Consider the following 22,828-nt stretch of genomic DNA (forward strand, 5'->3'; position numbering starts at 1 on the left):
GAGGAAGTTTCGAACAATGCTCACCCACATCGCTCTTTTCGCCGCCGAAGCGGCGGCCGGCGCCCCCGCGGGCGAAAACCCCTATGGTCTCCAGGCCGCGCTCGAGCAGGGCGGCCTGATCGCCTGGTCGACCTTCATCATCCTGGTCGGCATGTCGATCGTGTCGTTCTACATCCTGTTCACCAAGCTGTTCGAGCAGCAGAAGATCCTCAACCAGGGCAAGAAGGTCCGTCAGGGCTTCTGGTCGATGACCAGCCTGAAGGACGGCGCCAACAAGCTCGACAAGAACAGCGCCTATCGCCAGATCGTCGACGACGCGCTCGTCGCCCAGGAACAGCACACCAAGCTGACCGACCCGGTCGAAGCGCATGACTGGCTGCACGGCTCGCTCCACCGCAGCCAGGGCATGATCAAGTCGAAGCTGGCGGGCGGCCTCGCCTTCCTCGCCACCGTCGGCGCGACCGCGCCGTTCGTCGGCCTGTTCGGCACCGTCATCGGCATCTACCGCGCGCTCATCAAGATCGGCCTTGCCGGTCAGGCGTCGATCGATGCGGTTGCCGGTCCGGTCGGTGAAGCGCTGATCATGACCGCGCTCGGCCTCGTCGTCGCGGTTCCGGCCGTGCTCGCCTTCAACTGGCTGCAGGGCCGCAACAAGGCGATCTCGGAAGAGCTGTCGGACTTCTCGAACGACGTGCTCGGCTACATGATGTCGGGTGGTGCGGTGAAGCCGCAGACTGCCGTCGCCGCGCGTCCGGCCACTGCCGCCGCCAAGCCGGCTGCGCCGGCCGCCGCCGCGCCCAAGGCTTAAGCATCGGTCGGGCAGGCGGGGAAACCCGCCTGCCTCCCGCCGCCGGTTCGCCGGTGGCGCAGACAGGATAACTCAACATGGCAATGGCAGTCGGGGGCGACAGCGACTCCCCCATGTCCGACATCAACACGACGCCCCTTGTGGACGTCATGCTGGTGTTGCTCATCATCTTTCTGATCGCCGTACCCGTCGTGGTCCAGACGGTCGAGGTCAAGCTGCCCGATGTGCGGCTCGAGCCGACCACGACCAAGCCCGAAAACGTCTCGCTGTCCATCCGGGCGGTGAACGGTGAGTGCGAGGTCTATTGGGGCCAGACGCTGGTGAATGCGGACGAGCTGCTGGACCGCGCGGTAATCAAGCTCAAGGCAGAAATCGACCGCCAGGGTGGGCCGGGCAACCCGGATCTCGAGCTGCCGGAAGTGCATATCCGCGGTGACGTGGCGACGCCTTACCGGTGCATCGGCGGAGCGATCTACACGATGCAGCGCGCCGGTTTTGCCCGGGTCGGTTTCATCTCCGAGCCCGCGCCCGGTGGCGCGACCACCCGCTTGTAAGGCAGGAGCAGTCCAGATGGCTATCAGTGGCGGCCGCGACGACGGCGAGCCGATGGGTGAAATGAACACGACGCCGCTTATCGACGTCATGCTCGTTCTGCTCATCATGTTCATCATTACCATCCCGATCCAGACCCATGCGGTGAAGATCGACCTGCCGGTCAACGACCCGAACCAGAAGAACAACCCGCCGATCGACCCGGTCAAGAACAAGGTCTCGGTCGACCCGGCGGGCCAGATTCTCTGGAACGGCGCGCCGATCGACGAAGCGACGCTCGGCCTGTATCTGGAGCGGACCCGGGCGATGAACCCGGAACCCGAACTCCATGTCCAGCCCGATGCGAATGCGCGCTATGACGTGGTCGACCGCGTTCTCGCGGTGATCAAGAAGTCCGATGTGACCAAGATGGGTTTCGTCGGCAACGAACAATATGGCAATTTCTGATCGTTGACCGGCTGCGGCCCCGGGGAATGGGGCTGTGCCGGCGGACGGAAGAACCGGGGCGGTCCTGCGGGGCCGCCCTTTTTTTGTGCCGACCGGGCCGTTTGCTTTGTGTTTCGCCTCGGCCTGAAAATGCCCTGGAGCGGTTTCCGATCCGATTGCATCGGATCGGCCGCTCTGGGCCTTTGATTTACCGCATTTTCCGGGTCGCCGGGTGATTCAACCCGGCTTGAAAATGCTCTAGGGGGCGGCGGGTGAACGACCTGCCCATCCATCATGTGCTGGACACGCTGCTGGCCACCCTTGCCGTGCGCAACAGCGCCGTCCTTGTCGCGCCGCCGGGCGCGGGCAAGACCACGGCGGTCGCCCCAGCGCTGATCGGGCAGGGCTGGTGCAGCGGCGAGGTGCTGCTGCTGTCGCCGCGCCGGCTGGCGGCGCGTGCGGCGGCCGAGCGCATGGCCGAGATGGCCGGCGAGCCGGTCGGCCGCCGTTTCGGCTATCAGACGCGGCTCGACAGCAAACGCTCGGCCGTGACGCGCGTCACCGTCCTGACCGAGGGGATTTTCGTCAACCGCATCCAGGCCGATCCCGAACTGGCCGGGGTGTCGGCGGTGCTGTTCGACGAGGTGCATGAGCGCAGCCTCGACAGCGATTTCGCACTGGCGCTCGCGCTCGACGCGCAGGCGGCGCTGCGCCCCGATCTGCGCCTGATGCCGATGTCGGCGACGCTCGACGGCGCAGGCTTCGCCGCGCTGCTGGGCGATGCCCCGGTGATCGAAAGCGCCGGGCGCAGCCATGATCTGCGGCTGGTCCATCTGGGGCGCGGGCCGGATCAGCGGATCGAGGACGCCGCCGCCGCCGCCATCCGCACGGCGCTGCGCGAGGAGGCGGGCGGCATCCTCGTTTTCCTGCCCGGCGTCGCCGAGATTGAGCGGGTGGCCGAGCGGCTGGACGCATTGCCCGATGGCGTCGATCTGCACCGGCTGCACGGCCAGATCGACCCGTCGGCGCAGCGCGCGGCCATCGCCCCGGCCCCGGCCGGGCGGCGCAAATTGGTGCTCGCCACCTCGATTGCCGAAACCAGCCTGACGCTCGACGGTGTTCGCATCGTCATCGATTCGGGGCTGGCGCGGCGGCCGCGCTATGACCGGGCGGCGGGGGTGACGCGGCTGGTGACCGAACGCGCCAGCCAGGCGGCGATCGTCCAGCGCGCCGGGCGCGCGGCGCGGCAGGGGCCGGGCACCGCCTATCGGCTGTGGGAGGAGGCGGCGACCGCCGGGCTGCCGCGCTTCGACCCGCCCGAGATTGCCGAGGCCGATCTGTCGGCGCTGACGCTGGCATCGACCATCTGGGGCGTCGCCGATCCGCGCGCGCTGCGCTGGCTCGATCCGCCGCCCGAGGCTGCGGTCGCCGAGGCGCGGGCGCGGCTGATGCGGCTCGATGCGCTCGATGCCGATGGCCGGGTGACCGCGCATGGCCGCCGCATCGCCGAACTGCCGCTGCCGCCGCGCCTTGCCCATATGCTGGTCGCGGCGGTGGCGCGTGGCGCCCGCGATCTGGCGGCCGAGGCGGCGGTGCTGCTGTCCGAACGCGGGCTGGGCGGCAATGACCCCGATCTGGAACAGCGGCTCACCCGCTGGCGGCGCGAGCGTGGCCAGCGGGCGGAGGGCGCGCGCGGGCTTGCCCGGCGCTGGGCAAGGCTGGCGGGCACGGGGGCGGACGGCGCGGAGGCACTCGGCCTGGGGCAGGTGGTGGCGCTGGCGTTCCCCGACCGGCTGTCGCGGCGGCGCTCGGCCGATGGCGTGGACTGGATCAGCACCGGGGGGCGTGGATTCCGGCTCGATCCGGCATCGTCGCTGGCCGGGGCCGAATGGCTGGCGGTGGCCGAGGTGCAGGGCACGGCGGCGGGGGCGCGCATCCTGTCGGCCGCGCCGCTGACCGCCGCCGAGGTCGAGGCGCTGTTCGCCGACCGGATCGAGACGGTGCAGCAGCTGCGCTTCGATCCGGCGACCCGTGCGGTGCAGGCGCTGCGCGAACGCCGGCTGGGCGCGGTGCGCCTGTCGAGCGGGCCGGACGACCGCGCCGATCCGGCGGCGATTGCCGCGCTGCTTGCCGACGCCGTTGCCGAACGCGGGCTGGATCTGCTCGACTGGCCGCCATCGGCGCGGGCGCTGCGCGCACGGGCGCATCATGCCGGCGTCGATCTGAGCGATGAGCGGCTGCGCGCGACGCTTGACCAATGGCTGGTGCCGCTGCTCGCCGGCAAGCGGCGGCTCGACGCGATCGATCCCGGCCAGCTGACCGGCGCGCTCCATGACCTGATGGACTGGGACGAGCGCCGCCGGCTCGACCGCGTTGCCCCCGCCAGCTTCCAGTCGCCGGCAGGCAGCAGCCATGCCATTGATTACGCCGCCGAGGCCGGGCCGACCGTCGAACTGCGCGTGCAGGCGGTGTTCGGCCTCAACGTCCATCCGTGCATCGGCGACACGCCGCTGATCCTCAGCCTCACCTCGCCGGCCGGGCGGCCGATCCAGACGACGCGCGACCTGCCGGGCTTCTGGGCGGGCAGCTGGGCAGCGGTCGCCAAGGAAATGCGCGGCCGCTATCCGCGCCACCCCTGGCCCGACAATCCCGCCGATGCGCGCGCCACGCTGCGCACCAAGGCCGCCGATGCGCGCCGGGCGGGCGGCGACGCGCCGGCGGGCGGGGGCGGCAGCCGGGGGCGTTGAGTTGCGCCAAGGCTTGCGATAGAGGCAGGCCCATGTCGCAGGCACGCATCTATCAGCGCAGCAAGAACGCCACTCAGTCGGGCCGCGCCCGCACCGGGGCATGGGTCCTCGAGTTCATGTCGGACGCGGCGATGCCGGTCGATCCGCTGACCGGCTGGAACGGGTCGCTCGACACCCAGCATCAGGTGCGGCTCAGCTTCCCGAGCGTGGATGCCGCGCGTGCCTATGCCGCGCGCCACGGCATCGACGCGCATGTCGTCCCCGCGCCGCAGCCCAAGCTCAAGCTCCAGGCCTACGCCGACAATTTCCGCTGACGGGCGCGTTGGCTGAACATCAGCCGGCAATCGCCGCGCCGAGCAGCAGCAACAGCTTGACGTCGATCCGGCAGCCGCGTGCCCGTGCGGCGGCGACAAAGCCGGGCAGGTCGGCGCGCGCGACGCGGTGGATGGTGATGCCTTCCCCCGGCTCGCCGCCGCCATCGCCGACCTTGACCAGATCATGCGCGCGCACCAGCGTGAAGGTTTCCGAGACCATGCCCGGCGAAGAGGCGAATTCGCCGACAGTCTCGACCCGACCGGGGCGATAGCCGGTCTCCTCCTCAAGCTCGCGCGCTGCCGAGGTTGCGACATCCTCGCCCGCAACGACATCGCCGACCAGCCCGGCGGGCAGCTCGATGCACGGCGCGCCGAGCGGCACCCGATATTGCTCGACCAGCAGCACATGATCCTCGGCATCGATGGCAAGGATCACCGCCGCGCCGATGCCGCGCGCGCGGCCGACAAACTCCCAGCGGCCAAGCGTCTTGGTGACGATATATTGGCCGGACCAGACGATCCGGGGCGCGTCGCCGGGGGCGGCCGCGCTCACAGCTGGATCATCCGGTCGGGCAGCTCGTTCGGGTCGCGCCCGCTGTGCGGCATATGGCGGGCGAGCACCGCGCCGATCGCCGCCACCGCATCGGCAATGCCGTCGCCCGGCCGCCCGGCCTTCAGCCCGGTCAGCAGCGCGGCCATCGCCTCGCCCCATTCCTCGCCGGCGATCAGCCGCTGGATCTGCTGGTCGGCGACGATTTCCGCCCGGTGCTCGAACAGGCTGAGATAAAGCAGCACGCCGGTGCGCGTCGCGGTGCGCTGCTCGGTGCCGACGCGGAAGATCATGATCGCCCGCCGCCGCACCCGCCGTGCCTTGGTGGCATGAGGGATGAGCGCCTGCTTGATGCCCGGCACGGCAAACAGGAACCGCCCGGCCAGAAAACACAGCACCGCGGCCGCCATCAGCAGCCCGAGCATCAGCGCCAGCGGCGGCGCATCGCCCCAGGCGGGATGGAACAGCCCGGCGGCATGGACGAGCAGCGCCGGCACCGATGCGGCGAGTGCGAGCGGCAGCAGCGCCAGCAGCAGCGCCCAGTGCAGCACCCCATCGGCATAGCTGTCGGATTCGGGCGCGACGACGACGGCGATTTCGCCATCGGTATTCGCCTCGGCGGCGCGGATCGCGGCTGCCACCCGGTCATGATCGGCCTCAGTCAGCATCACCAGTCCCCCGAAGCGCCGCCGCCACCGAATGATCCGCCCCCGCCGCCGGTAAAGCCGCCGCCCAGCCAGCTGCCGTCGCTGCCGCCCGAATCGCCGCCGCCGAAACCGAACCCGCCGCTGCCGCCCCGGCTGCGCGCCGCGCTCTCGGCGATCTCGCTCGCCACCCACAGCCAGATCGGCCAGTCATCATCGCCCTTTTTGCCGCGATAGCGCCGCGACGCGCCCCATGGCCCGGCGCGCTTGCCCTTGCCCGCCCCGCGCCGCATGGCGAGGATGACGAAACCGGCGACGAGCACCCAGAATATCAGCCCGACCGGAAAGCCGTCACCGCTGCGCGCGCGGCGCGCATTCTTGGCATCGAACGCCTTGATCGCCGCATCCTGCTTCGCCTTGGCCTCGTCATCGGGCAGCGACAGCTGGGCGATGATCGCATCGGCCCCGGCCTCCAGCGCGCCGGGCACGTCGCCGCCGTTGCGCAGCAGCGGCATCATCGTTTCGCGGATGATGATGCTCGACAGCGCGTCGGTCAGCACCGGTTCCAGCCCATAGCCGACCTCGATGCGCGGGCCGCGCTGACCCTTGGGCTCGCGCGGCGCGACGAGCAGCAGCACGCCATTGTCGGCGCCCTTCAGCCCGACGCCCCAGGCGCGGCCCAGCCGCACGCCATAATCGTCGAGCGGATAGCCCTGCAGATCGGCAAGCGTCGCGACGACAAGCTGCCGCCCGGTCTTTTGCTGGAACGCCTCCAGCCTGGCCTTGAGCGCCGCCTCACGGTCGGCGGGGATCACGTCCGCTGCATCGACGACCAGGCCGGTAAAGGCCGGGAAGCTCTGCGCCCGCGCCGCCCCGGCCGGCATAAGGCTGGCCAGCATCAGGCCGGCCATCACCAGCAATGCGGCGATCAGCAGCGTGGGCAGCAGCGTGGGCAGCAGCGCCCGGCCGGCCGGCCGGGCAGGGCGGACGGTCGGGCCGGCGATCCTCACTTGCTTTCGAAATCGACCTTGGGCGCCTGATCGGCGTTCGGCGTCGTCGCCTGGAACGGCTGGAGCGGCTTGGCACCATGGACAAGCTTGGCCCCGATCATTTCGGGGAAGGTGCGGATGCGGGTGTTATAGTCGCGCACCGCCTCGTTATAGTCGCGCACCGCCACGGTGATGCGGTTTTCGGTGCCCTCGAGCTGCGCCATCAGCGTCGTGAAATTGCCCTGGCTCTGCAACTGCGGATAGGCTTCCTGCAGCCGCTGGAGCGGCAGGATCGCCGCCGACAGCCGCGCCTGCGCCTCGCTGAACGACTTCATCGCCGCCGGGTCCGACAGCTGTTCGGGCGTCACGCTGATGCGCGTCGCATTGGTGCGCGCCTCGGTGACGTTGGTCAGGATGCGTTCTTCCGATGCCGCCGCGCCGCGCACGGTGGCGACCAGATTGGGCACCAGATCGGCGCGGCGCTGATACTGGGCCTGCACATCGGCCCAGCGCGCCTTCACATTTTCCTCGGCCGTCGGCACGCTGTTGATCCCGCAGGCCGACAGGCCGAGCGTCATCGGCATGGCAAGGGCAAGCGCGAGGGCGATTCGCGGGGCAGACAGGCGACGACGGGTCATGCGGTCCTCCAGATGGAACGGCATGAGAATTAGGGGCGGCAGCCGCCCTGCGCAATCGTCCTTGCCTTGCCCGGCCCGATAATCGCACTGTCCGGGGTCTGTGGTGCAACCGGTTTCGGGGAGAAGGGGGATCATGCTTCAGGAGTTCAAGGCGTTCATCAACCGGGGCAATGTGCTCGACCTGGCAGTGGCCGTGATCATCGGCGCGGCGTTCGGCAAGATCGTCGCCTCCCTGACCGACGATCTGCTGATGCCGGCAATCGGCGCGGTGTTTGGCGGGCTGGATTTCTCCAGCTATTTCATCGCGCTCGGCCCGGTGCCTGCCGAACTGGCCGGATCGACCGACTATGTCGCGCTCAAAAAGGCCGGGGTGCCGCTGTTCGGTTATGGCGCGTTTCTGACCCAGGCGGTCAACTTCGTCATTCTCGCCTTCATCATCTTCCTGCTGGTGCGGGTGGCGAACAAGGCGCTCAAGCGCGCGGTCGACGCCGCCGATCCGGCAGATGTCGTGCTGCTGCGCGAGATCCGCGACCTGCTCAAGGAACGCGGCACCCCGCCGGGGGGCGAGGGCTGAGCCCCGGCAAACATGCCGGCCCCGGCCATCCGGGCCGGGGGCGGCTTCACATCCGCGGCGGAATGCCTATATCTGCCGGTGCCGGCTTGCCGGCTATGGCGATAAACTGCGGCGTTCAATAGGCGCAGCGGACCCGGGGGCAGTACCCGGCGGCTCCACCAGAATCCGCGGCAGCGCGGATCCTGACGGGGCCGAACCAGGATCGACGTGTGTTGAAAAGCGCTGTTTTCGCCCGGAATGGGACCACCGCAACGGCCCATAACACAAGTGCCAACGACAACGAGGCGCTCGCTCTTGCTGCGTAACTAAGTCCCCCCTGGGGATAAGGTTACAAGGCTATAGCGCGGTCCGGGCCGCACCGGGCAACAGAAGCGGATTCCAGCGGTTTGGGAGGCACCGGGCAACAGAAGCCTCCCACTTTTCTAGCACCCATCGGCAGCCCGGCCCCTGTTCAGGGGCATCGCCCCGCCTTGTCCCCGGCCATTGGCGAGCAGCGCCGGTGCCGCGCCGGGATGCGCGACCTGCGCCAAAGAAAAAGGCGCAACACCGCGGGGGTGCTGCGCCTTTTTCTTTACTCTGGGGCCAACTCTGTGGCCGGCCGCACCGGCCGGGCAGGGGCGCGGTTGCGCTCCGGTGCCCGGCCGGTGCGGGCCGATCCTCAGTCGTCGCCGCCGGTCAGGAAGGCCGGCGCGAACTCGGGCTCGCTGCCTTCCGCACCGCCTTCGCTGCGTTCGCGGCGCGGACGGTCGCCCCGGTCACGGCCGCCCCGGCCACCGTCGCGGCGGCGGTCGCCGTCACGCTTGGGCCGGTCGCCGCGTTCGCCGCGCTCGCCACGGTCCTCGCGCGGCGGCTTGGCCGGGCGGGTGTCTTCAAGCTCGGCCCCGGTTTCCTGGTCGACGACGCGCATCGACAGGCGGACCTTGCCGCGATTGTCGATCTCGAGCACCTTGACCTTCACTTCCTGCCCTTCGGACAGGACATCGCCGACATTGGCGACACGCTCATTCTTGATTTCAGAGACGTGCACCAGCCCGTCGCGGCCGCCCATGAAGTTCACGAACGCGCCGAAATCGACGATGTTGACGACCTTGCCGGTGTAGATCTTGCCGATTTCCGGTTCCTCGACGATGCCGAGGATCCACGCCTTGGCGGCTTCGATCTGCGACAGGTCGGCCGAGGAGATCTTGATCACGCCTTCGTCGTCGATGTCGACCTTGGCACCGGTGGTGGCCACGATCTCGCGGATCACCTTGCCGCCCGTGCCGATCACGTCGCGGATCTTCGACTTGTCGATGCTGATCGTCTCGATGCGCGGCGCATGGGCCGACAGCTCGGTGCGGGTTTCGCCCAGCGCCTTCGCCATTTCGCCCAGAATGTGGGCACGGCCTTCATGCGCCTGTTCGAGCGCGACCTTCATGATCTCTTCGGTGATGCCGGCGATCTTGATGTCCATCTGCAGGCTGGTGATGCCTTCGGACGTGCCGGCGACCTTGAAGTCCATGTCGCCCAGATGATCTTCGTCGCCCAGAATGTCGCTGATGACCGCGAAATCCTTGCCTTCGAGGATCAGGCCCATGGCGATGCCCGACACCGGCCGCTTGATCGGCACGCCGGCATCCATCAGCGACAGCGAACCGCCGCACACCGTCGCCATCGACGACGAGCCGTTCGATTCGGTGATGTCGCTGGTGACGCGGACCGTGTAGGGGAACTCCTCCTTGGTCGGCAGCACCGGATGCAGCGCGCGCCAGGCCAGCTTGCCATGGCCGATTTCGCGCCGGCCGGGCGCGCCGAAGCGGCCGACCTCGCCCACCGAATAGGGCGGGAAGTTATAGTGCAGCATGAAATGCTGGTAATGCAGGCCATTGAGGCCATCGATCATCTGCTCGGCATCCTTGGTGCCAAGGGTGGTCGTGCAGATGGTCTGCGTCTCGCCGCGGGTAAACAGCGCCGAGCCATGGGTGCGCGGCAGGAAGCCGGCAATCGCCTCGATCGGGCGGACCTGACGCGTGTTGCGGCCGTCGATGCGGCGGCCTTCCTTCAGGATCGCCTGGCGGACGATATCGGCTTCGAGCTTCTTGACCAGCTTGATCGCCGCCATCTGGTCCTGCGGATTTTCGTCCGCAAACGCCGCCTTCGCCTTGGCGCGGGCGTCGCCCAGCGCCTGGGCGCGTTCCGACTTGTTGGTCAGCTTGTAGGCGGCGGCGATATCGGCACCAATGAGCGCCTTCAGCTTCGCCTTCATCGCGCTCTGATCGGCCTGGGGCGCCATGTCCCACGGGTCCTTGGCCGCCTGTTCGGCGAGATCGATGATCGCGTTGATCACCTTCTGCATCTCGCGGTGGCCGAACATGACCGCGCCGAGCATGATGTCTTCCGACAGCTCCTTGGCTTCGGATTCGACCATCATCACCGCGTCATGCGTGCCGGCGACGACCAGATCGAGCACCCCGGCCTCGACGTCGGCATCGGTCGGGTTCAGCTGATATTCGCCGTCCTTGTAGCCGACCCGCGCCGCGCCGATCGGGCCAAGGAAGGGCACGCCCGACAGAGTGAGCGCGGCCGAGGCGGCGATCATCGCCAGAATGTCGGGCTCGTTTTCGCCGTCATACGACATCACCTGCGCGATGCAGTTGATTTCGTTGTAGAAACCTTCGGGGAACAGCGGGCGGATCGGACGGTCGATCAGGCGCGAGACCAGCGTCTCTTTTTCCGTCGCGCCGCGTTCGCGCTTGAAGAAGCCGCCCGGGATGCGCCCGGCGGAGGCGTATTTTTCCTGATAATGGACGGTCAGGGGGAAGAAATCCTGCCCCTCCTTGACCGACTTGGCAGCGGTGACCGCGCACAGGACCACGGTTTCGCCGAGCGTCGCGAGCACCGCGCCGTCAGCCTGGCGGGCAACGCGGCCCGTTTCGAGTGTCAGGGTCTTTCCGCCCCACTCGATTTCGACAGTCTTCTTGTTGAACATCTGATTTCCTTCATCCGGCCGCCCCATGCGGCCGGGGCCTGTGATTGGGCCGGATATGGCCCAAGAGGGGCGGCCTTATTGCCGGCCCTCTTCTCGCGTCCGCAGTTCAGACGCGTGCGGCGGACGCAGCCGCGCCCGCCGATCCGTCATACCAGCTTTGCCCGATATGACAAAAGGCGCCCCGTGGGGCGCCTTTTGGGAAGATTATTTGCGAAGCCCCAGCTTGGCGATCAGCGCCTGATAGCGCTCGGCATCCTTCTTGCGCAGATAGTCGAGCAGGCTGCGGCGCTTGTTGACCAGCATCAGCAGACCGCGGCGCGAATGATTGTCCTTCGCATGGGTCTTGAAGTGCTGGGTCAGGTTGGCGATGCGCTCGGTCAGGATCGCGACCTGCACTTCCGGCGAACCGGTATCGCCCGAGGCGCGGGCATTGTCCTTGATCAGCGCGTCCTTGCGCTCAGCAGTGATCGACATCGTCGTCCTTTCATCTAGAGGTTAAAGCCGCGCACCACCTTCAGGCGGTTCCCTTCGACCTCGGCCAGCGCCACGGGCGTGTCGCCCAGCATCGCAAAGCATTGGCCATCGGGTGCGGCGATCCCGACCACGACCTGCCCCGAACGGAGCAGCCCTGCCTGATCGGGGGTGAGGGAAAGAGCCGGGATGTCGTCCAGCCCCGCCCTCAGCGGCAGGCAAACGTCTTCAAGCGCGTGGGCCATAGCGGCATCGGCCAGTTTGTCCAGCGAAATCGCGTGGTCCAGCCCGAACGGCCCCGCCTTGATCCGGCGCAGCATCGTGACATGGCCGACCGTGCCGACCGCCTGCGCCAGATCGCGCGCGAGGCTGCGGATATAGGTGCCCTTGGACACATGGGCGGTAAAGCTCGCCTGATCGAGCGGCCCGTCGGGCGTGCCGGGATCGAGGGTGAGCGCATGGATGGTGACGCGGCGGGGCGCGAGCACGACCTCGGCCCCCGCCCGGGCAAGGTCATAGGCGCGCGCGCCATCTACCTTCAGCGCCGAATAGGCGGGCGGCAGCTGATCGATCGGACCGCTGAGGGCAGCGGCGGCGGCGGCCAGTGCGGCCGCCATCGGCCGCACCGCTGACTCGGCCACCACCCGCCCTTCGGCATCGAGCGTGTCGGTTTGCGCGCCGAAGCAGATGGTGAACCGGTAGATCTTGTCGCTGTCGAGCATCCGCCCGGCAAGCTTGGTCGCTTCCCCGACCGCGACCGGCAGCACGCCCGAGGCAAGCGGATCGAGCGTCCCGCCATGGCCGACCTTGAGGCGCGGATAGCCGCCGGCGCGGAGCGCGCGCTTGACCGCGCTCACCGCCTGGGTGGAGCCGAGCCCAAGCGGCTTGTCGAGAATGATCCAGCCATGCATGATCGGCGGGCCCCTAGAGCATTTTCGAGCCGGGTGAAATCACCCGGCGGCCCGGAAAATGCGGCGACCCATGACAGCGCGCATTTTCGAGCCGGGTGAAATCACCCGGCGGCCCGGAAAATGCGACCGGCAGACATCTCGTTGTTTGTCTCCAAAGACCGTCCCGCGACGGGACATGGTTAACGACGCGGCAGGAAATCACGCGGACTGCCATCGTTCCGTCATCGCCCGCGCGCATAGCGATGCCCGGCCCGGCCATCCGCCGGTGCCGCAGCAAAGGGGTATCGTCATGTTCAACTGGATCGCGCGCCCGGGCCGGGTGGCGCTCGCGGCTGGGGTGGCCGTGCTGCCGGCCCTGACCGCACCGGCCTCCGCCGTCGTCGTGCTGACCGGCACTGGCAGCTATGCGCAGGATTTCGACACGCTCGCCAGCACCGGCACCAGCAACGCGCTGCCCACCGGCTGGGTGCTCGCCGAAACCCTCGCCAATGCCGACAATCGCTACACCGCCACCACCGGCAGCGCCAATGCCGGCGATACTTACAGCTTCGGCGCGGCCGGCGCGACCGAACGGGCGCTGGGCGGGCTGCGTTCGGGCAGTCTCGCGCCGCTGTTTGGCGTGGTGTTCAACAACGACACCGGCCGCACGATCACCGGCTTCGACATCGGCTTTGCCGGCGAACAATGGCGGCTAGGGACGCTGGGGCGCGTCGACCGGCTGACCGTGCAGTTCAGCCTGGATGCGACGACGCTGACCAATGGCAGCTGGACCGACATTGCCGCGCTCACCTTCACCGCGCCGGTGACGACGGGCTCTGTGGGCGCGCTCAACGGCAATGCGGCGGCGAACCGCGTCGTGCTGGCGCACACGCTCGACGGGCTGAACCTGGCAGCGGGCGGGCCGAACATCAGCTTCCGCTTCGTCGATTTCGACGCGAGCGGTGCCGATGACGGGCTGGCGATCGATGATTTCACGCTGGCGGCGCGGTTTGCCGATGCCCAGGCGCCGATCCCCGAACCCGCGACCTGGGCGATGTTCATCGCCGGCATGGGCGTGGCCGGGGCGGCGGCGCGCCGGCGGCGGGTGCGCGTGCTCGCCTGACCGCGATCCGCGCATGATCCGAAAGGCCGTTCACCGCGTCCGGCGGTGGGCGGCCTTTTCCGTCAGGCGATCATGCGGTGCCGGTGCGGCCGGAGGTCAGGCGCCGGCCGGTGCCGGGGTCGGTGTAGGGGCCAGCGCGGGTGCCGGTGTTGCAGCGGGGGTGCCGGCAGGCGTTGCCGGTGCGGTTGCGGCAAGGCGCGCGCGCAGCGCCTCGGCGGTCAGCGGCACATTCTTGATCCGCTTTTCCGGTTCGCCGAGCGGCGGGATTTCGGTGTCGCCCAGTGTCACCTTCAGCATGTTGGGGCGGCCGGTGGTGATCGCCGGGGCCTCGGCCCCGTCGGGCAGCTTATAGCGTTCGCCCGGCTGCATTTCCTTTTCGAACAGGCGCTTGCCGCTGGCATCGGTGATGCGCACCCAGACGATATCGGTGGCGGTCAGCACGACCGGGCCGGTGGCGGGGGCAGGGGCGGCCGCCGCCGGGGGCGGGGCGGCGGGTGACTGCAATGCCGCCGGTTCGGGCTGGGCGGGCGCGGCGGCGATGTCGGTCCCGGTCCCGGCGCTGCGCGCCAGCCAGTCGCTGCGCCACAGCACATAGCCGCCGACCAGCAGCAGCACGAGGATCAGCCCGGTCCAGGCCAGGCCGCGCGGCGGCACCCGCGCCGGATCGGCGGGGGCGAGATCGAGGCTTTCCTGCCGGGCGCGCAGCCCGCCTTCCAGCTGGCCGCGAACCAATGCGGCGATCACCACCTCGTCCGCGCCAACCGCACGGGCGTAAGCGCGGGCAAAGCCGACGCTGTAGGTGGGCGAGGGCAGCGACCCGAAATCATCGGCCTCGATCGCTTCCAGATGACGCTGCGTCACCCGGGTGCGCGCGGCGATATCGGCAAGGCTCAGCCCCGCCGCCTCGCGCGCGGCCCTGAGGCGCTCGCCCGCCCGGTCCGCATCGCCCACCGCCTCGTTTTCGCTCATCATCGCCCCTGTTGGGTTCGCGCCCGGATTAACCTTGTCACAAGTCCGGCCATGGCTTGTCAACCGGCTTGGCCCGCCGGATCAGGCCAGTTCGACCTGCTGAGCCATCGCCCAGTCGCTCAGCGCCGCCCGCAGATCGGCAGGGGGGTGGGCGAGCCACTCCGCCATCCGCGCGCGCAGCGCCCCGAGATCGAGCGTGCGCACCATCGCCTTGACCGGGCCGACCGCGAACGGGGTGATCGACAGCCGTTCGATCCCGATGCCGAGCAGCGCCATCGCCTCGAGCGGGCGGCCGCCCATTTCGCCGCACACCGTCACCGGCACACCCTGGGCAAGGGCAGGCGCGGCGGCGCGGCGCAGAAAGCGCAGGATCGCCGGCGACAGCCAGTCATAGCGTTCGGCAAGCTTGGGATGCGCGCGGTCGGCCGCCATCAGGAACTGGGTCAGGTCGTTGGTGCCGATCGACAGGAAATCGATGCGTGGCAGCAGCAGGTCCATGCATTCGGCGAGCGCCGGCACCTCGAGCATCGCGCCATAGCGGATCGTGGCCGGGGTCTGGCGGCCGCGCGCCGCCAGCCAGCCATGCTGGGCCTCGAAAATCCCGCGCGCCTCGTCAAACTCCCAGACTTCCGACACCATCGGGAACATGACGTTGAGTGTGCGCCCGGCCGCCGCCTCGAGCAGCGCGCGCGCCTGCGCCTTCATCAGCCCGTCGCGGTCGAGCGCGACGCGCAGCGCGCGCCAGCCCATCGCCGGGTTTTCCTCGCCCAGATCGTCGGCGCGCATATAGGGCAGCGCCTTGTCGCCGCCGATATCGACGGTGCGGAAGGTGACCGGCCGGTCGCCCGCTGCCTCCAGAATGTCGCGGTAGAGCCGCTGCTGGCGCTCGCGCTGCGGCAGGGTGGCGGAAACGAGGAACTGGAACTCGGTGCGGAACAGGCCGATGCCGTCCGCGCCGGTCACGTCCAGCGCCGCCGCATCGTCGCGCAGCCCGGCATTGACCATCAGCGTGATGCGCGTGCCGTCGCGCGTCACCGGCGGCAGCGGGCGCAGCGCGGCAAAAGCGGCGCGGCGTTTCTGGCTGAGCGTCAGCTTGGCGGCGAACGCTTCCTCGATCGAGGCGTTGGGGCGCACGAACACCGATCCCTGCGCCACATCGAGCAGCAGCATGTCGCCATCGCCGATCAGCCGGCGCACATCCTTGACCCGCCCCAGCACTGGCACGCCCATGGCGCGCGCGACGATGGTGACGTGTGCGGTCAGCGACCCTTCCTCAAGGATCACCCCTTTCAGCCGGCGGCGATCATATTCGAGCAGCTCGGCCGGGCCGAGATTGCGCGCGATCAGGATCGCGTCCTGCCGCAGCCCCATCTGCGCGGCGGTGCCGAGCTGGCCGGAGACGATGCGCAGCAGCCGGTTGGACAGATCCTCCAGATCGTGCATCCGGTCGGCGAGCAGCGGATCGTCGATCTGGCGCATCCGCATCCGCGTGCGCTGCTGCACCCGCTCGATCGCCGCCTCGGCGGTCAGGCCGCTGTCGATCGCCTCGTTGATCCGCCGCGACCAGCCCTCGTCATAGGCGAACATCTTATAGGTCTCGAGCACCTCTTCATGCTCGCCGCCGGTGCCGAATTCGGCCTGGGCGGACATGCGCTCAATCTGTTCGCGCATCTTGACGAAGGCGGAATAGACGCGGCGGCGCTCGGCCTCGGTGTCCTCGGCGACCGTATGCTCGATGGTGACGCGCGGCTGGTGGAACACGGCGACGCCGCGCGCCATGCCCTCGACCAGCTTCTGCCCGTCGAGCCGCAGCGGCGCGCTCGACTGGACGCGGGTGGCGGCAGCCACCGGCCCGTCGATCAGCCCGGCATTGGCGATCAGTTCGGACAGCACCATGGCAACCGTCTGCAGCGCCTCGATCTCGACCTCGTCATAGCGGCGCGGTTCGGAATGCTGGACGCACAGCACGCCCACCGCGCGTTCGCGGCGGATGATCGGCACCCCGGCAAAGCTGTGAAACCGTTCCTCGCCGGTTTCGGGCTTGTAGGCGAAATCGGGATGGGCGGCGGCTTCGTCGAGGTTCAGCACCTCGACATTCTGGGCGATGGTGCCGACCAGACCCTCGCCAAGCGCAAGCTTGGTGACGTGCACCGCCTCCTGCTTCAGCCCGCGGGTCGCGAACAGCTCCAGCACGCCGTCGCGCAGCAGGTAGATCGAACACACCTCGCTCGACAGCTGTTCGCCGATGATGCCAACGACCTGGTTGAGCTTGGTCTGGGCATTGGCCTTGGACGCCATCACATCGTGCAGGCGGGTCAGGATTTCGCGGGCGGACGATGCAGCGACAATCGGCATGGTGCGACGCTAGCAAAGCCACCCGCAGCCGTCTTGCGCGAAATTGCGCCCCGTCCAGCCTCGGCCCCGCCCGGACACCAGATAAGCGCCCGGGCGCAAAGAAGCGCACGAAACCTGCCGGCTCCGTGCGCTTCCGGGGATTGCCCCGAGGGGCAAGTCCATGGGCGCCGGATGACCCGGCGCCGAAGGATCAGGCGGTCAGCGAGACCTGACGGTTGCCGCGGCGGCGGGCGGCAGCGCCCACCAGGCCGAAGCCGCCGATCATCATCGCCCAGGTCGCCGGCTCAGGCACGGCCGGGCTGAAGGTGATGCTCTTCAGCTTGAAGCCGTCAATGCCGTCGGTGTTCCGGTGATCGGCGCCCAGGATCCAGATATTGCCGGTCTGGTTGTAGCTGAAGGTGCGCGCGTCGGGCGTGCCCGGGCTGTTCTTCACGCTCACGGCGTTGCTGACCAGCGCGGTCATCAGCTGCGAGTTGGTGTGCAGCGACAGCGTGCTGTTCCACGGCGCGTTGACGATGCCGGCCGACAGCGTCGCGTCATTGTCGAACGAGCCCGCGACCGTGTAGGTGTCGAGGTTCGCGCCGGTCAGGCGGACATTGCGGTCGAACTGGATCAGCACGAAGTCGAAACCGTTCTGGTTCTCAACCGTGTGCAGGTTGTTCATGCCGTTCTGGTCGCCGCTGCTGGTCGCACCCAGGCCGTTGCCGAAACGGGCGAGGTAGGACTGGCTGGCGCTGTAGGTGAAGCCGCCGGCATTGGCGGTCGCGCGCCATGCCGAGACGCGGAAGTTCACGCCACCTGCCGAATAATTGAAGGCATTGCCCACGGTGCCGTTGACCGGGTCGTTGCCGGTGAAGGTGAAGGTCGTGGCGGCCGAGACCGGCGCCGACAGGACCGCGGCACCGAACGCGGCCGCAGCGAGGAACTTGTTCATTTCACACCCCTGACTTCGTTTAACGAACTTGCCGATAGTCGAACGGGCCGATTCGGTCGACCCTTTTCGGCAACAGTTAATGTTTCTTTTCGGGATCGTCCCGAAAGGACACGTAAACCTTTTCCAGTAAAGGTCCGGCTCAGCCGGCGTTGCGCGTCAGTGCCGCGCGGGCTTCGGCCATCAGCGTGGCAATGATGTCGGCCACCGGTTCTTCGGCCTTGACCATGCCGACCGACTGGCCGGCCATCACCGAACCATGTTCGACATCGCCGTCAATGACCGCGCGGCGCAGCGCCCCGGCCCAGAAATGCTCGATTTCCAGCTGGGCCGCCGCCATGTCGAGCTCGCCATTGTCGAGCCGGGCCGCCACTTCGCGCTGCTTGGCGGTGAACAGCTCGGTGCCCGCATTCTTGAGCGCCCGCACCGGGATCACCGGCAGGCGCGGATCGATCTGCACGCTTGCCACCGCATCGCGCGCCGAAGCGCGGATGAACGCCTTTTTGAACGCCGGATGGGCGATGCTCTCGGTCGCGCAGACGAAGCGCGTGCCAAGCTGCACGCCCGCCGCGCCCATCTCCAGATAGGTGGCGATCGCCTCGCCCCGGCCGATGCCGCCGGCGACGAAGATCGGCGCGGCCTCAGCCAATTCGGGCAGGATTTCCTGCGCCAGCACCGATGTCGAAACCGGGCCGATATGGCCGCCCGCTTCCATCCCCTCGATCACCAGCGCATCGACGCCCGAGCGCAGCAGCTTGCGCGCCAGCGCCAGCGCGGGGGCAAAGCAGATGATGCGCGCACCGGTCGCCTTCAGCGCGTCGATGCTGCCCGCGGGCGGCAGGCCGCCCGCCAGCACGACATGGCTGACCCGGTGGCGGCCGCAGATCGCGATCAGCTCGGCCAGATCGGGGTGCATGGTAATCAGGTTGACGCCGAACGGCTTGTCGGTCAGCGCGCGCGTCGCCGCGATCTCGGCATCGAGCAGCGCGGGCGGCATCGCCCCGCAGGCGATGACGCCGAAGCCGCCGGCATTGGAAATCGCCGCGACCAGATGCCGTTCCGACACCCAGGACATGGCCCCGCCGAGCACCGCAACCTCGCTGCCCAGAAACGCGGCGCCGCGCGCCATCAGCGCGGCCAGCCGGTCCTGGCTGCTCACCTTCGCCGGCGCGTTCATGCCGCCGCCTGATCGGCGTCGAGGCCATAGGCGGTGTGCAGCACACGCACCGCGAGTTCGGTATAATCTTCCTCGATCAGCACCGAGACCTTGATCTCCGACGTGGTGATCGCCTGGATATTGATGCCGCGTTCGCCGAGCGTGCGGAACATCGTCGCCGCGACCCCGGCATTGGAGCGCATGCCGACGCCGACGATCGACACCTTGGACACGTTGGTGTCGTGCACCAGCCGGGTATAGCCGATCCGCTCCTGCGCCTGGGTGAGCACGTCGAGCGAGCGGGCCAGCTCCGCCATCGGCACGGTGAAGGTGACATCGGTCGAGCCGGTGTCATGCGCGATATTCTGCACGATCATGTCGACATTGATGTTCGCCTCGGCCAGCGGGGCGAAGATCGAGGCGACGGCGCCCGGCCGGTCCGGCACGTCGGTCAGGGTGATCTTCGCCTCGTTCTTGTCATGGGCGATGCCGGTGATGAGCTGACGTTCCATTTCGCTTTCCTCAATCTCGTCGTCGCCGACGATCATCGTGCCGGGCCGGTCGTCGAACGACGACAGCACCTGCACGCGCACATTTTCGCGCATCGCCAGCCCGACCGACCGGGTCTGGAGCACCTTCGCGCCGACGCTCGCCAGTTCGAGCATCTCTTCATAGGTGACCTTTTGCAACTTGCGCGCGCGCGGCACGATGCGCGGATCGGTGGTGTAGACGCCGTCGACATCGGTGTAGATGTCGCACCGGTCGGCCTTCATCGCCGCCGCCACCGCGACCGCCGAGGTGTCCGATCCACCGCGGCCGAGCGTGGTGATGCGGCCATTGTCCGCCATGCCCTGAAAACCCGGAATGACCGCCACTTCACCCGCGGCGAGCGCGGCATCCAGCGCGTCGGTGTCGATCTCCTCGATCCGCGCCGCGGCATGGCCGCCGACCGTGCCGATCGGCAGCTGCCAGCCCAGCCATGACCGGGCGGGGACGCCGATGGTCTGGAGCGCGATGGCGAGCAGGCCGCTCGTCACCTGTTCGCCGGCGGCGACCACCACATCATATTCGGCCGGATCGTAAAGCGGCGAGACTTCGCGGCAGAACGACACCAGCCGGTCGGTCTCGCCCGCCATCGCCGAGACGACGACCGCCACCTGATGGCCGGCCTCGACCTCGCGCTTCACGCGGCGCGCGACATTCTGGATGCGTTCCACCCCGGCCATCGAGGTGCCGCCGAACTTCATTACGATGCGCGCCATGGATCGAAGTCTGGACTGCCTTGGAGAAAATCGGCCGTCCTGATAGGAAAGTGACCCCATGAACACAAGTGACGCTTCCGTCAGCCCCGCTGCGCCCGCTTCGGTGCCCGCCGCCCCGACCATCCGGCCGGACGAGGCGGCGCATTTCGGCGCGCTCGCCGCCGACTGGTGGAACCCGCGCGGCAGCTCGGCGATGCTCCACCGGCTCAATCCGGTGCGGCTCGCCTATGTCCGGCGGATGATCGACGCCCATTGGGGCGGGGACGGGCGGGCGCTTCGTCCGCTCGCCGGGCGGCGCGCGCTCGATGTCGGCTGCGGGGCCGGGCTGCTCGCCGAACCGCTGGCGCGCATGGGGGCGGAGGTGACCGGCATCGACGCCGCGCCCGAAAACATCGCCGCCGCGCGCGACCATGCGGCGGCGCAGGGGCTGGCCATCGACTATGTCGCCGGCGAGGTCGCGGCGCTCGACGTCGCGCCGTTCGATCTCGTCACCGCGATGGAGGTGATCGAGCATGTCGCTGATCCGGCGGCGTTTGCCGCTGCGCTCGCCGCGCGGCTTGCACCCGGCGGGCTGATGATCCTGTCCACGCCCAACCGCACTGCCAAGGCGCGGCTGATGATGATCACCCTTGCCGAAGGGCTGGGAAAAATCCCGCGCGGCACCCATGACTGGGACCGGTTCCTGACGCCCGAGGAGTTGACCGCGCATCTGGCCGCCGCCGGGCTGGTCGTCACCGATGTCTGCGGCCTTGCTTTCTCGCCCGCGCGCGGGTTCGTGCTGGGCGACGACCGCTCGCTCAATTATCTGGTCGCCGCCCGCCACGGCTGACGCCGGGGGCGGCGCTGCCGTCCCGCTGTTCCAGCCGGTCGAGCCGCGCCTCGATGCGCGCCAGCGTTTCGATGATCGTCACCTGTTCGGCATGGGTGAAGGCGTCGCTGTCATGGATCAGCCGATCGATCAGCCGCACCACGATCAGCGGCGCGACGATAAACACCGATGCGTGCATCAGCGCCAGCGCGAGCCAGCGTCCGCCGGGCGTGCGCGGCACGATGTCGCCATAGCCGGTCGAGGTTGCGGTGGTGCCGGCCCAATAGAGGCTGGTCGGGAGATCATGCCCTTCGAGGATCATGAAGCCGAGCGCGGCGAGGCCGAGCAGCAGCAGGTAGAGCATGACCAGTTCTTTGAGCGTGTCGGTCATCGCCTGGAAGCGTGTCATCTGCCTTCTCCTGCCCTCGGCTGCGGGTTGCCGCTTTAGACCTTTGATTTGCCGGATTTTCCGAGTCGACGGGTGAGTCTGCCCGGCTTGAAAATGCTCTAGCCGTCGATGATGTGCGGCACGAACCGCGCGGTGTTGCCGGTGATCAGCCCGTCTTCGCGGATGCCCATGCCCGCCGCCTCGCCGCCCACGACCCAGCAGCCGAGCACCGGATAGCCGCGCCCGAAATCGCGCAGCCGGTAAAGCTGCTGATAGACGCACGGCCCGTCATAGCTGCCACCCGCCCGGGCACGCAGGCGGCCGCCCTCGACGAGCGCGATGTTCGCCCCCTCGCGCGCGAGGCACGGCTTGACGACATGATCCGGCCCGACCCCTGTGGCGTCGAAACTGGCCGGCAGCAGATTGGGATGGCCGGGAAACATCTCCCACAGCAGCGGCAGCACCGCCTTGTTGCTCCAGATCATCTTCCAGATCGGCTCGATCCAGAAAGTGTCGGGCAGATGGCGGACAATGTCGCGCCCGAACGGTTCGGCGACGATCCATTCCCAGGGATAAAGCTTGAAGATCGCGCTGATCAGCCGGTCATCGCCGTCGACGATCCGCCCGGCGGCATCAAGGCCGATATCGTCGATGATCACGCCCAGCGTCTCGATCCCCGCCAGCTCGGCCAGTTCGCGCAGATAAATGGTGGTGATCGTGTCTTCATGCGCCGGATCGGCGACATGGCCGAACCACAGTCTTTTGTCCGGCAGCGCGCCGGCCATGCGCTGCCATGCGGCGATCAGCTTTTCATGCAGGCTGTTGAACTGGTCATGGCCGGGAAACACGTCCTCTTTCCAGTTCCACTGGATGACCGCGGTTTCCAGCAGCGCGGTCGGCGTGTCGCAGTTGAACTCGAACAAAGCGGGCGCGCCGCTGCCGTCATAGCCGAAATCGAACCGGCCATGGTCGAGCGCGGGCGGCCGGCCCGCCCATGACGCGGCGACCGCATCCCGGCACCAGTCGGGAATGCCGAAGCGCGCCATCAGCGCATCGTCGCCCGCAATCCGTTCCCCGGCGGCGACGAACAGCCGGTAGATCTCCTCGACCGCGGCCTCGATCATCAGGATTTCGGCAAGCGTGAAGCGATAACAGCCGCTTTCGTCCCAATAGGGGCGCTCGGCTTCGCTGTGCCAGACCAGCCCCTGCGCCGCGACGATCCCGGCCCAGCCGGGGCGCGGGGCGATGGCGATCCGGTCCACCGG

22 protein-coding genes and 1 other RNA gene are annotated in these 22,828 nt (G+C 68.5%); 9 read left to right on the forward strand and 14 right to left on the reverse strand.

What is annotated here, in order from left to right:
* Positions 1-16 precede the first annotated feature (16 nt).
* From OPU66_RS01795 to OPU66_RS01815, 5 genes are all read left to right on the forward strand, one after another.
* Positions 17-808 (forward strand): MotA/TolQ/ExbB proton channel family protein, encoded by a 792-nt coding sequence (locus OPU66_RS01795; RefSeq protein ID WP_498551873.1) that lies wholly within the window; start codon positions 17-19, stop codon positions 806-808.
* A 77-nt stretch (positions 809-885) separates the two neighbouring features.
* Positions 886-1,362, forward strand: coding sequence for an ExbD/TolR family protein (locus OPU66_RS01800; protein WP_498551874.1), 477 nt, complete (start codon positions 886-888; stop codon positions 1,360-1,362).
* Between the two features lie 16 nt (positions 1,363-1,378).
* Positions 1,379-1,807: an ExbD/TolR family protein gene (locus tag OPU66_RS01805; protein ID WP_498551875.1), complete on the forward strand. Its 429-nt coding sequence runs from the start codon at positions 1,379-1,381 to the stop codon at positions 1,805-1,807.
* A gap of 251 nt (positions 1,808-2,058) precedes the next feature.
* Positions 2,059-4,533, forward strand: a complete 2,475-nt coding sequence (hrpB, locus tag OPU66_RS01810; RefSeq protein ID WP_498551876.1) for an ATP-dependent helicase HrpB — start codon at positions 2,059-2,061, stop codon at positions 4,531-4,533.
* 32 nt (positions 4,534-4,565) lie between these two features.
* Positions 4,566-4,847, forward strand: a complete 282-nt coding sequence (locus tag OPU66_RS01815; RefSeq protein ID WP_498551877.1) for an NADH dehydrogenase ubiquinone Fe-S protein 4 — start codon at positions 4,566-4,568, stop codon at positions 4,845-4,847.
* 19 nt (positions 4,848-4,866) lie between these two features.
* Here OPU66_RS01815 and OPU66_RS01820 read toward each other — a convergent pair whose 3' ends face one another.
* From OPU66_RS01820 to OPU66_RS01835, 4 genes are all read right to left on the reverse strand, one after another.
* On the reverse strand, positions 4,867-5,400 hold the full coding sequence (locus tag OPU66_RS01820; protein WP_498551878.1) for an NUDIX hydrolase: 534 nt from the start codon (positions 5,398-5,400) through the stop codon (positions 4,867-4,869).
* Positions 5,397-6,065: a TPM domain-containing protein gene (locus OPU66_RS01825; RefSeq protein ID WP_498551879.1), complete on the reverse strand. Its 669-nt coding sequence runs from the start codon at positions 6,063-6,065 to the stop codon at positions 5,397-5,399. The genes OPU66_RS01820 and OPU66_RS01825 overlap by 4 nt, the downstream gene beginning before the upstream one ends.
* Positions 6,065-6,952 (reverse strand): TPM domain-containing protein, encoded by an 888-nt coding sequence (locus OPU66_RS01830; RefSeq protein WP_498551975.1) that lies wholly within the window; start codon positions 6,950-6,952, stop codon positions 6,065-6,067. The genes OPU66_RS01825 and OPU66_RS01830 overlap by 1 nt, the downstream gene beginning before the upstream one ends.
* A 95-nt stretch (positions 6,953-7,047) precedes the next feature.
* Complete coding sequence (locus OPU66_RS01835) at positions 7,048-7,668, reverse strand: LemA family protein (protein WP_498551880.1); 621 nt, start codon at positions 7,666-7,668, stop codon at positions 7,048-7,050.
* A gap of 133 nt (positions 7,669-7,801) precedes the next feature.
* Here OPU66_RS01835 and mscL point away from each other — a divergent pair, with 133 nt between their 5' ends.
* The gene (gene mscL, locus OPU66_RS01840) at positions 7,802-8,242 is read left to right on the forward strand and encodes a large conductance mechanosensitive channel protein MscL (RefSeq protein ID WP_498551881.1); all 441 of its coding nucleotides are present in this window, start codon (positions 7,802-7,804) and stop codon (positions 8,240-8,242) included.
* 41 nt (positions 8,243-8,283) lie between these two features.
* Positions 8,284-8,622, forward strand: a transfer-messenger RNA (tmRNA) gene (gene ssrA, locus OPU66_RS01845).
* Positions 8,623-8,900: 278 nt separating this feature from the next.
* Here ssrA and pnp read toward each other — a convergent pair.
* The 3 genes from pnp to truB all read right to left on the reverse strand — a co-directional run bounded on the left by pnp (position 8,901) and on the right by truB (position 12,592).
* Positions 8,901-11,210, reverse strand: coding sequence for a polyribonucleotide nucleotidyltransferase (pnp, locus tag OPU66_RS01850; RefSeq protein WP_498551882.1), 2,310 nt, complete (start codon positions 11,208-11,210; stop codon positions 8,901-8,903).
* A gap of 204 nt (positions 11,211-11,414) precedes the next feature.
* Positions 11,415-11,684 carry a 30S ribosomal protein S15 gene (rpsO, locus tag OPU66_RS01855; RefSeq protein ID WP_160593724.1) on the reverse strand — a complete coding sequence of 90 codons (270 nt, stop codon included), beginning with the start codon at positions 11,682-11,684 and terminating at the stop codon, positions 11,415-11,417.
* Between the two features lie 14 nt (positions 11,685-11,698).
* Entirely contained in the window at positions 11,699-12,592 is an 894-nt protein-coding gene (truB, locus tag OPU66_RS01860; RefSeq protein WP_498551883.1) for a tRNA pseudouridine(55) synthase TruB, read from the reverse strand.
* Between the two features lie 289 nt (positions 12,593-12,881).
* Here truB and OPU66_RS01865 point away from each other — a divergent pair, with 289 nt between their 5' ends.
* Positions 12,882-13,694, forward strand: a complete 813-nt coding sequence (locus OPU66_RS01865) for a PEPxxWA-CTERM sorting domain-containing protein (protein ID WP_498551884.1) — start codon at positions 12,882-12,884, stop codon at positions 13,692-13,694.
* 96 nt (positions 13,695-13,790) lie between these two features.
* Here OPU66_RS01865 and OPU66_RS01870 read toward each other — a convergent pair whose 3' ends face one another.
* The 5 genes from OPU66_RS01870 to OPU66_RS01890 form a co-directional block, all read right to left on the reverse strand.
* On the reverse strand, positions 13,791-14,666 hold the full coding sequence (locus tag OPU66_RS01870) for a helix-turn-helix domain-containing protein (protein WP_498551885.1): 876 nt from the start codon (positions 14,664-14,666) through the stop codon (positions 13,791-13,793).
* Between the two features lie 78 nt (positions 14,667-14,744).
* Positions 14,745-17,018 (reverse strand): phosphoenolpyruvate--protein phosphotransferase, encoded by a 2,274-nt coding sequence (gene ptsP, locus OPU66_RS01875; RefSeq protein ID WP_498551887.1) that lies wholly within the window; start codon positions 17,016-17,018, stop codon positions 14,745-14,747.
* Positions 17,019-17,208: 190 nt separating this feature from the next.
* Complete coding sequence (locus OPU66_RS01880) at positions 17,209-17,952, reverse strand: PEPxxWA-CTERM sorting domain-containing protein (RefSeq protein ID WP_498551888.1); 744 nt, start codon at positions 17,950-17,952, stop codon at positions 17,209-17,211.
* A gap of 139 nt (positions 17,953-18,091) precedes the next feature.
* Positions 18,092-19,126: an NAD(P)H-dependent flavin oxidoreductase gene (locus OPU66_RS01885; RefSeq protein WP_498551889.1), complete on the reverse strand. Its 1,035-nt coding sequence runs from the start codon at positions 19,124-19,126 to the stop codon at positions 18,092-18,094.
* Positions 19,123-20,367, reverse strand: a complete 1,245-nt coding sequence (locus OPU66_RS01890; RefSeq protein ID WP_498551890.1) for an aspartate kinase — start codon at positions 20,365-20,367, stop codon at positions 19,123-19,125. The genes OPU66_RS01885 and OPU66_RS01890 overlap by 4 nt, the downstream gene beginning before the upstream one ends.
* 58 nt (positions 20,368-20,425) lie before the next feature.
* On the opposite strand from OPU66_RS01890, the gene ubiG reads away from it, so the two are divergent.
* Positions 20,426-21,196 carry a bifunctional 2-polyprenyl-6-hydroxyphenol methylase/3-demethylubiquinol 3-O-methyltransferase UbiG gene (gene ubiG / locus OPU66_RS01895; protein ID WP_498551891.1) on the forward strand — a complete coding sequence of 257 codons (771 nt, stop codon included), beginning with the start codon at positions 20,426-20,428 and terminating at the stop codon, positions 21,194-21,196.
* Here the strand turns inward: ubiG and OPU66_RS01900 are convergent.
* Both OPU66_RS01900 and OPU66_RS01905 read right to left on the reverse strand, forming a co-directional pair.
* Positions 21,165-21,584 (reverse strand): potassium channel family protein, encoded by a 420-nt coding sequence (locus OPU66_RS01900; protein ID WP_498551892.1) that lies wholly within the window; start codon positions 21,582-21,584, stop codon positions 21,165-21,167. The genes ubiG and OPU66_RS01900 overlap by 32 nt on opposite strands.
* 98 nt (positions 21,585-21,682) lie before the next feature.
* Positions 21,683-22,825: a glutathionylspermidine synthase family protein gene (locus OPU66_RS01905; RefSeq protein WP_498551893.1), complete on the reverse strand. Its 1,143-nt coding sequence runs from the start codon at positions 22,823-22,825 to the stop codon at positions 21,683-21,685.
* Positions 22,826-22,828: the final 3 nt, after the last annotated feature.

It is taken from the genome of Sphingomonas sp. URJC2 (genome assembly GCF_059803575.1).

What these genes read in the sequence shown, in the direction of transcription:
- OPU66_RS01795 (WP_498551873.1), top strand. Translation starts at nt 17, where the DNA reads ATGCTCACCCACATCGCTCTTTTCGCCGCCGAAGCGGCGGCCGGCGCC.
- OPU66_RS01800 (WP_498551874.1), top strand. Translation starts at nt 886, where the DNA reads ATGGCAATGGCAGTCGGGGGCGACAGCGACTCCCCCATGTCCGACATC.
- OPU66_RS01805 (WP_498551875.1), top strand. Translation starts at nt 1,379, where the DNA reads ATGGCTATCAGTGGCGGCCGCGACGACGGCGAGCCGATGGGTGAAATG.
- OPU66_RS01815 (WP_498551877.1), top strand. Translation starts at nt 4,566, where the DNA reads ATGTCGCAGGCACGCATCTATCAGCGCAGCAAGAACGCCACTCAGTCG.
- OPU66_RS01825 (WP_498551879.1), bottom strand. Translation starts at nt 6,065, where the DNA reads ATGCTGACTGAGGCCGATCATGACCGGGTGGCAGCCGCGATCCGCGCC.
- OPU66_RS01830 (WP_498551975.1), bottom strand. Translation starts at nt 6,952, where the DNA reads ATGGCCGGCCTGATGCTGGCCAGCCTTATGCCGGCCGGGGCGGCGCGG.
- OPU66_RS01835 (WP_498551880.1), bottom strand. Translation starts at nt 7,668, where the DNA reads ATGACCCGTCGTCGCCTGTCTGCCCCGCGAATCGCCCTCGCGCTTGCC.
- mscL (WP_498551881.1), top strand. Translation starts at nt 7,802, where the DNA reads ATGCTTCAGGAGTTCAAGGCGTTCATCAACCGGGGCAATGTGCTCGAC.
- pnp (WP_498551882.1), bottom strand. Translation starts at nt 11,210, where the DNA reads ATGTTCAACAAGAAGACTGTCGAAATCGAGTGGGGCGGAAAGACCCTG.
- rpsO (WP_160593724.1), bottom strand. Translation starts at nt 11,684, where the DNA reads ATGTCGATCACTGCTGAGCGCAAGGACGCGCTGATCAAGGACAATGCC.
- truB (WP_498551883.1), bottom strand. Translation starts at nt 12,592, where the DNA reads ATGCATGGCTGGATCATTCTCGACAAGCCGCTTGGGCTCGGCTCCACC.
- OPU66_RS01865 (WP_498551884.1), top strand. Translation starts at nt 12,882, where the DNA reads ATGTTCAACTGGATCGCGCGCCCGGGCCGGGTGGCGCTCGCGGCTGGG.
- OPU66_RS01870 (WP_498551885.1), bottom strand. Translation starts at nt 14,666, where the DNA reads ATGATGAGCGAAAACGAGGCGGTGGGCGATGCGGACCGGGCGGGCGAG.
- ptsP (WP_498551887.1), bottom strand. Translation starts at nt 17,018, where the DNA reads ATGCCGATTGTCGCTGCATCGTCCGCCCGCGAAATCCTGACCCGCCTG.
- OPU66_RS01880 (WP_498551888.1), bottom strand. Translation starts at nt 17,952, where the DNA reads ATGAACAAGTTCCTCGCTGCGGCCGCGTTCGGTGCCGCGGTCCTGTCG.
- OPU66_RS01885 (WP_498551889.1), bottom strand. Translation starts at nt 19,126, where the DNA reads ATGAACGCGCCGGCGAAGGTGAGCAGCCAGGACCGGCTGGCCGCGCTG.
- OPU66_RS01890 (WP_498551890.1), bottom strand. Translation starts at nt 20,367, where the DNA reads ATGGCGCGCATCGTAATGAAGTTCGGCGGCACCTCGATGGCCGGGGTG.
- ubiG (WP_498551891.1), top strand. Translation starts at nt 20,426, where the DNA reads ATGAACACAAGTGACGCTTCCGTCAGCCCCGCTGCGCCCGCTTCGGTG.
- OPU66_RS01900 (WP_498551892.1), bottom strand. Translation starts at nt 21,584, where the DNA reads ATGACACGCTTCCAGGCGATGACCGACACGCTCAAAGAACTGGTCATG.